The 6,959-nt window shown below is 47.8% G+C and carries 4 protein-coding genes and 1 pseudogene; all 5 read left to right on the top strand.

Annotated elements, in window-relative coordinates; all coding sequences use genetic code 11:
* Window positions 1-1,866: hypothetical protein (locus NFR62_RS02680; protein WP_251613480.1), on the top strand; the 1,866-nt coding region annotated here is incomplete at its 5' end.
* A gap of 199 nt (window positions 1,867-2,065) precedes the next feature.
* The gene (gene murA / locus NFR62_RS02675) at window positions 2,066-3,325 is read left to right on the top strand and encodes a UDP-N-acetylglucosamine 1-carboxyvinyltransferase (RefSeq protein WP_251613477.1); all 1,260 of its coding nucleotides are present in this window, start codon (window positions 2,066-2,068) and stop codon (window positions 3,323-3,325) included.
* A 63-nt stretch (window positions 3,326-3,388) separates the two neighbouring features.
* Window positions 3,389-4,150, top strand: a complete 762-nt coding sequence (locus NFR62_RS02670) for an FtsQ-type POTRA domain-containing protein (RefSeq protein ID WP_251613474.1) — start codon at window positions 3,389-3,391, stop codon at window positions 4,148-4,150.
* A gap of 105 nt (window positions 4,151-4,255) precedes the next feature.
* Window positions 4,256-5,419 (top strand): cell division FtsA domain-containing protein, encoded by a 1,164-nt coding sequence (locus NFR62_RS02665; protein ID WP_251613471.1) that lies wholly within the window; start codon window positions 4,256-4,258, stop codon window positions 5,417-5,419.
* Between the two features lie 83 nt (window positions 5,420-5,502).
* Window positions 5,503-6,495: pseudogene (gene ftsZ / locus NFR62_RS02660) on the top strand (cell division protein FtsZ); the annotation flags it as partial.
* Window positions 6,496-6,959 lie beyond the last annotated feature (464 nt).

Raw genomic sequence — 6,959 nt, 5'->3', positions numbered from 1 at the left:
CGGGACGAACTTTCTGCGCTCAGAGAACAGCTTGCCAACATGCCCGCGCAAAACGAGGTAGAGGCGGAACCCGACACAGCGGTGCTTGAAGAAGTGCTCACGCTTCGGGACGAACTTTCTGCGCTCAGAGAGCAGCTTGCAAACATGCCTGTGCAGAACGCGGTAGAGGCGGAACCCGATACTGCGGTACTTGAAGAAGTGCTCACGCTTCGGGACGAACTTTCTGCGCTCAGAGAACAGCTTGCCAACATGCCCGCGCAAAACGAGGTAGAGGCGGAACCCGACACTACCGTGCTCAGCGAAATACTCGGTATGCGCGAAGAGCTTGAAAAGTTGCGCGAGGGTGCCGCATCCGACGAAACTGCGGGCTTGATAGAAGCGGTTGACTCGATTAAAGAGGACGTGCGCGCAATAAAGGAAGAGCCTGACCTGAGTATTATAAACGAAGTTCTTGCTTTGCGCGACGAATTCCAAGCGTTTAAAGACGAACTTAACAAAACGAGAACCGCTCCTGCGGAAATTCATTCGAAAGACGAGCTTGTTTCGGAAGTTCAGTCGTTACGCGACCAACTGTTTGCGATTAGTATGGCAAACGTGAACGACGGAACGAGCAACGACGTTGTTTACGAAAGCTACAACAATATAATTCTCGACGAGATTTCGGCGCTTAGAGACGAACTTGCGCTAATCAAGAAATCGAGCGAAACGCGCGAGCTTTCCGACGAACTTTCGCAAATGAAAGACAAACTCACCAACATAGCCATTGACGACAGCGAAAAGACGGAAGCGAGCTTTAACGAGCTCAGAGCTGAAATCGCCGCTTTAAAGAACAGAGAAAACGACGTTGTTTCCGAAACGGTTTTGAACGAACTATCGGCTCTCAAAGAAGAAATAGCGAATCAACGCGAAGCCGACGCTACAACTTTGAACTTTATGTCGGAAATGGCTCGGCTTCTCGAAAGGCAGAACGAGTATATCAATCGCGCTTCCGACGAGAAGATTAGAGAAGAAATCGAAGAACTCAAAGCCGAAATCGCGGCGTCGGTTGCGCTTAGCGCGTCGGCGGACGATTTACGCGAGCAAATAGACGGCATTAAACAAGCGGTTAGCAGAAACGCGGTAAATTCGGCGGTTGCGGATAACGGCGCCGTGCTTAAAGAAATTGCGTCTTTACGCGCCGAACTCGGAAAGCAAAATTTTGCGGAAGAGAACAAAAAAATTCTTCGCGAAATTTCGAGAATCAAAGACGAAATAGGCGCGCTTTCCGAACGCGATTCCACCGACGGCGGCGAGTTGTCGAGGTCTATAAACGACCTTAAAACCGAATTAAACCAGTTGGCGGGATTTGTTGACGACGAAGCTCAAACACCGCGTCAGCCTAAAAAGCAAGCGTCGTCGCGTTCTAAGTCGAGCCGTAAGACTTCGTCGGCTAAGTCGGGAACTAAGAAAAAGTCGCAACCTTCCAAAACCGAGTCTACTGTTCTTTCGGAAGAAAGCGGACTCACAACCGACAGTCTTATATCAAAAATAGACGCTACGAGTATTGACATATCCGGCTTTACCGACGATAACATGCTTGTAATGAACCCCGATTTCGTTACCGAACAGGCGCCTATTCCCGCTACAAGCGTTGAAATGGATATCGCTTCGAGACTTGCAAAACAAGTTGCCAACAAACTTATAATGGAACAGCTTGTGCAGCAACTCGGCGACGGCGACGTTCCTCACAGCGAGGTAGAGGAAATAGTGCGCGACATTCTGCCTCAAGAGTTTACCACCATTCAGGTAGACGAGCAAACCGATAAGGTTCGCCGACTTGCCAACTCGTTGGTGCTCGATAAATTGCGTTCGAGATTAAAGAAATAAAAAGAATAGTGAAATAGTTTTAAATACGCCCGCAAATTTTGCGGGCGTATTTTTTGCAGTTAGAAAAAATAAGAAATTTATGTCGTCATAGTACGATTTTATAAACGGTTTGCAATTTATTTATGCTGCCGCAACCGAAAATGTAACAGTTTTTACGGATTTTCATACACTATATTATCCGATAAAGAGGGTGGTAGGTATGAAAGAACAACTGATTGTCCGAGGCGGAAGAAAGCTCGGCGGAGACTTGCATGTGTCGGCGGCAAAAAACTCCGTGTTACCGCTTATAGCGTGTTGCATAATGTCGGACAAAGAAATACATATAAGAAATTGTCCCGCTATTGCCGATATATTCAGCATGATAGAAATTATCAAGTCTATAGGCGGGGAAGCCGAACTTTCGGACGGGGTATTGACGGTTAATTGCAAAAACGCAAATCCTAAGCTTGTTTCCGCAGAACTTACAAGCTCCATTCGTTCGTCTGTATTCATTTTAGGACCTATACTCGCGCGTTTCCGATATGCCGACATAAGCTATCCGGGCGGTTGCGAAATCGGTTTGCGTCCGATAGACTTACATATATACGGGCTTAAATGTCTCGGCATTAAAGTAACCGAATCTAACGGCATGATAATTTGCGACGGAACCGAAAAGCGCGGCGGAGTAGTGAATTTGGATTTTCCCAGCGTGGGCGCCACCGAAAATATAATGATGGCGGGCGTTCTCGGGAAGGGCATAACCGTTATTCGAAACGCGGCGCGCGAGCCCGAAATTGTTGATTTGCAAAACTTTATAAATTATCTTGGCGGTAAAGTTACGGGCGCGGGTAGCGGGGTTATAACGGTTGAGGGCGTAGGTTCGCTCGGAGGAGGCGAATACGTTCCGCTCGGCGACAGAATTGCCGCGTCTACTTATCTTGCGGCGGTGGGCGCTGCGGGCGGCAGCGCGCGTATTACGGGCGTAGAACCCGAACATATGCAAGCGGTGCTCGAAAAATTGCGTAGGGCGGGGTGCAGAGTAGACGACCTTCCCGACGGGGCGTATATACAGTCGAGCGGAAAACTTCACGCCGTGCATAAAATAGAAACTCAGCCTTTTCCGGGTTTTCCCACCGATATGCAACCTCAAATAACGGCTATGCTTGCGGCTGCCGACGGAACGAGTTTTATAGTTGAGAATATGTTCGAAAGCAGGTTTAAATATACTACGCAACTCGTTAAAATGGGCGCTAAAATTATCGTTAAAGACCGTGTGGCGGTGGTTAAAGGCGTGAAACGGTTGGGAGGCGCAGTTGTGTGTGCCGAAGATTTGCGCGGCGGAGCGGCGCTTGTAACGGCGGCTCTCGGCGCCGAAGGCGAAACCGTTATAAGCGGAGTTAGGCATATAGACAGAGGATACGACCGAATAGAAAACGCTCTCGCGATTCTCGGCGCCGATATTTCGAGAGTACGGATTTAACTACAATCGCGGATTTGCGCGCAAACACTTGATTTATTTTTCGACAAATGCTATAATTGTTTTATGAGAAATAAAAAGCTCATAATACTTTTTTCGGTGCTTTTGTCTTTAACGCTTTTGGTAGTTTTCAACAGCGTTCTTTTTTCCGTGCAACACGTTTACGCTTCTTGCGCAAACGTGGAAGATTCTTCTCTTGCGTCCGAAGTTATTGCGAATCACGGTATTAAGCGCGGTTCGAGCATCTTTTTCGTGAACAAAAACAAGGTGAGCGCAAACGTTGAAAGCAAGGTTCCGAGAGTACGGGTTCTGAATATAGAAAAAAGCTTTCCCAACAGAATATACATAAATTATGTTGAAGTGCGCGTTTACGTTAAAGTAAGCGACGGAATGAGAACTTATTATCTCGGCAACGACATGAGGGTTATGCCCAACGACGACGGGGAGAAAGCAATAGAGCTAAAACTCGGTGTCAGCTTGCCCGAACTAAAAGACGGCGACACGTTTACATACGAATCGCAGAGCGGCGTAAACACTTATTCGGTTGTAACCGAAATTTTCGCGGGGTTGGAACGTTGCGGCTATTACCGTAACGACGTTGTGGGTTTATTCGACGAAATAGACTTAACGGGCAAGTTTATAAAAATGAAAACCCATACGGGAATGAGTTGCGAAATACTCAATCCCGACGGACTTGCGGACAAGCTTAGGCTGGCGTTGTCGATTTATTTTTCGGGTAGCGTAGACGTGCACGGAGGCACTCTTATTATAACGGGCGCGAATAAAGCTTCGTACCGTGCCGACGACGGAACCGTGTCGGGCGTGTAGTTGCGGCGCGTTTATTTTTGTAGCGTTAAGGGCATGTGCGTGCCGCAAATCCCTTGACTTATGGCTTATAACATTATATAATACAAACATAGTGAGGAGAAAACAGTGGCTCAGGACGTAGCGGTTCTTGATTTCGGTTCAGGAAAAATAGACGTATTTATAGGAGAACGCGGAGTCAACAATACGATTTGCATAAACGGCATGGGCGAATGCGAATATGCCGGTTTTGCCGACGGCGAATGGTTTCAGCCGGAGCAACTCGAATATGCAATCGGACATGCCGTAAACAACGCGCAAACTAATTCGCGCACCAAAATAAAGCAACTTTATGTAGGCGTGCCAGGCGAATTTACAACCGTTGTTTGCCGCGACACGAGCATTTCTCTAACTAAAAAACGTAAAGTAACCGAAGCAGACGTTGAACTTTTGCACGCTCAGGGCGACGATTTCGAAAATAACCCCGATTATACCGTTATTAACATAGGTCCTATTTATTACACTCTCGACGACGAGCGTCGGCTCGTTCAGCCTGTGGGTATGACGAGCAATAAACTCGGCGGGCATATTTCCTATGTGCTTGCGGAAACAAGATTTATAAACTTTATAAGCGGCATTTTGGAAAAACTCGGAATAGAGTCGGTTGAATACGTTTCGAGCGTGCTTGCCGAAGAACTCGTTTTGTTCGACGATATAACGCGCGACCAATATGTTGTGCTTATAGACGTCGGATATATAACCACTTCGGTTGCTGTAGGGCGTGGCGACGGATTGTTGAGTTTATATAACTTTTCGGTAGGAGGCGGTCATATTACGGGCGACCTTGCTATGGCGTTTAACATAACGTTTCCGCAAGCCGAGAGTTTAAAGCGCAAAGTTGTGCTTTCGCTCAACGCGTCGGAAGCGGACGTATACGAAATTGCCGACCGCGACACCCGTATTCCTTTTCCCGCGAAACTCGTGAACGAAGTCGTTATGAAACGTATTAACTTGATAGCGTCCACAATAGAAAAATGTTTGGCAAAATGCGAATACGAATACCCCGATTACATACCTTATCATCTTACGGGCGGAGGGCTTAGCTATCTTAAAGGCGCGCGCGACTATCTATCCAAAAGGTTAGGCAAGCCTGTGGAAATAATAAGTCCGTCGTTTCCGCCTTTCAGCCGCCCAAATATGTCTACCGTTGTAGGGCTTATGGATATGGTGCTCAACCAACAGCCCGCCGCAAAAAAGAAAGGTTTTTTCGGACGTTTGTTCGGAAGAAAATAATTTACTGAATTTTAAGAAAAACGAGAACGTTAAAGCGTTGTTTGGAGGTTTATATGCAAATCAATTCCAAGAACATTACTAATATGCCTGCCGTTATTAAGGTTGTCGGCGTAGGCGGAGGCGGCAACAACGCCGTAAACCGCATGATAGCCGTAAATATAAAAAGCGCTCAGTTTATATCGCTTAACACCGATTTGCAAGCGCTCAATATGTCTAAGGCGCAACACAGAATTCAGATAGGCGATAAACTTACTCACGGCATGGGCGCGGGCGCCGACCCCGAAATAGGACAAAAAGCGGCGGAAGAAAGTCGCCTTGCCATAGCCGACGCGATTAAAGACGCTAATCTTGTGTTTATAACCGCAGGAATGGGCGGGGGAACGGGTACCGGCGCGGCGCCCGTTGTGGCTTCTATTGCCAAAGAAATGGGCAAGCTAACCGTAGCGGTTGTAACAAAACCTTTCGCGTTCGAGGGCGTTACCCGCATGAACAACGCCGAAATCGGAATAGCAAACCTTAAAAAGGTTGTCGATACGCTTGTTGTTATTCCCAACGAAAAGCTTATGCAAGTGGCTTCTAAACTCCAAGTGCTCGACGCGTTTAAATATGCCGACGACGTTTTGCGTCAGGGCATACAGGGAATAAGCGACTTAATAGTTACGCCCGCGCTCATTAACCTCGACTTTGCCGACGTGTGTACCGTTATGCGCGATAAAGGCATAGCTCACATGGGAATAGGCAGAGGCAGCGGCGAGCGCAGGACTGTTGAAGCCGTAAAGCAAGCCGTTTTCAGCCCTCTTCTCGAAACGTCTATAGAAGGCGCGTCGAGCGTTATATTAAACATTATGGGCGGAACGGACCTTACGCTTATAGAAATTAACGAAGCGGCTGACCTTGTGCGTCAGGTGGTGCATCCTGCGGCGAACATTATATTCGGCGCGGATATTCGCGAGACGCTTAACGACGAAATTTTGGTGACTATTATTGCGACGGGCTTCGAAACGCCTATGGGCGAAGCCGCTGCGGCAACTCAGCAGGCTCAACCCGTGCAACAGCCTATTCAAAATTCGCGCGACGAATATTTTTCGAGACTTACGGGCGGCAATCCCGGCGAATTGAATATCTTTCAAGCACCGCCTCGCGCGCCGCAACCCCAACAAATTCCCGTAAATCCCGCCGCAAGTCGTCAGTACGATAACAGACAGCAATATCCGCCCGCATTCGGCAATCAGCCGCAATATCAAAGCCCTAATCCGTTCGGGAACGGAGCTCCCCAACAGCGACCCGTAGCGCCGCAACAGCCTATGCAGCCTCAGCGCCTTTCGCCTGTGGACGGCGGTCCCAAAATTCCCGGTTCGCGCGTAGAAGTTGACGATTCCGGTTTCCCCGAATTTTTAAAACAGCTTAACAATCGCCACCGCAACGATAAACAATAAACAAAAAAACATAAAATGCCTGCAAAGATAAATTTGCGGGTATTTTTTTACCCGCTTATATTAGGTCTTTTTCGACAACAACAGTATTTTTCGGCGACAAAGTT

The organism is Pumilibacter muris, from assembly GCF_943193045.1.
Classification (GTDB): domain Bacteria; phylum Bacillota; class Clostridia; order Christensenellales; family Pumilibacteraceae; genus Pumilibacter; species Pumilibacter muris.
This window is presented reverse-complemented; position numbering and strand designations above follow the sequence as displayed.

Excerpts from the sequence above, each read along its gene's own strand:
- murA (WP_251613477.1), top strand. The coding sequence starts at position 2,066 with ATGAAAGAACAACTGATTGTCCGAGGCGGAAGAAAGCTCGGCGGAGAC.
- NFR62_RS02670 (WP_251613474.1), top strand. The coding sequence starts at position 3,389 with ATGAGAAATAAAAAGCTCATAATACTTTTTTCGGTGCTTTTGTCTTTA.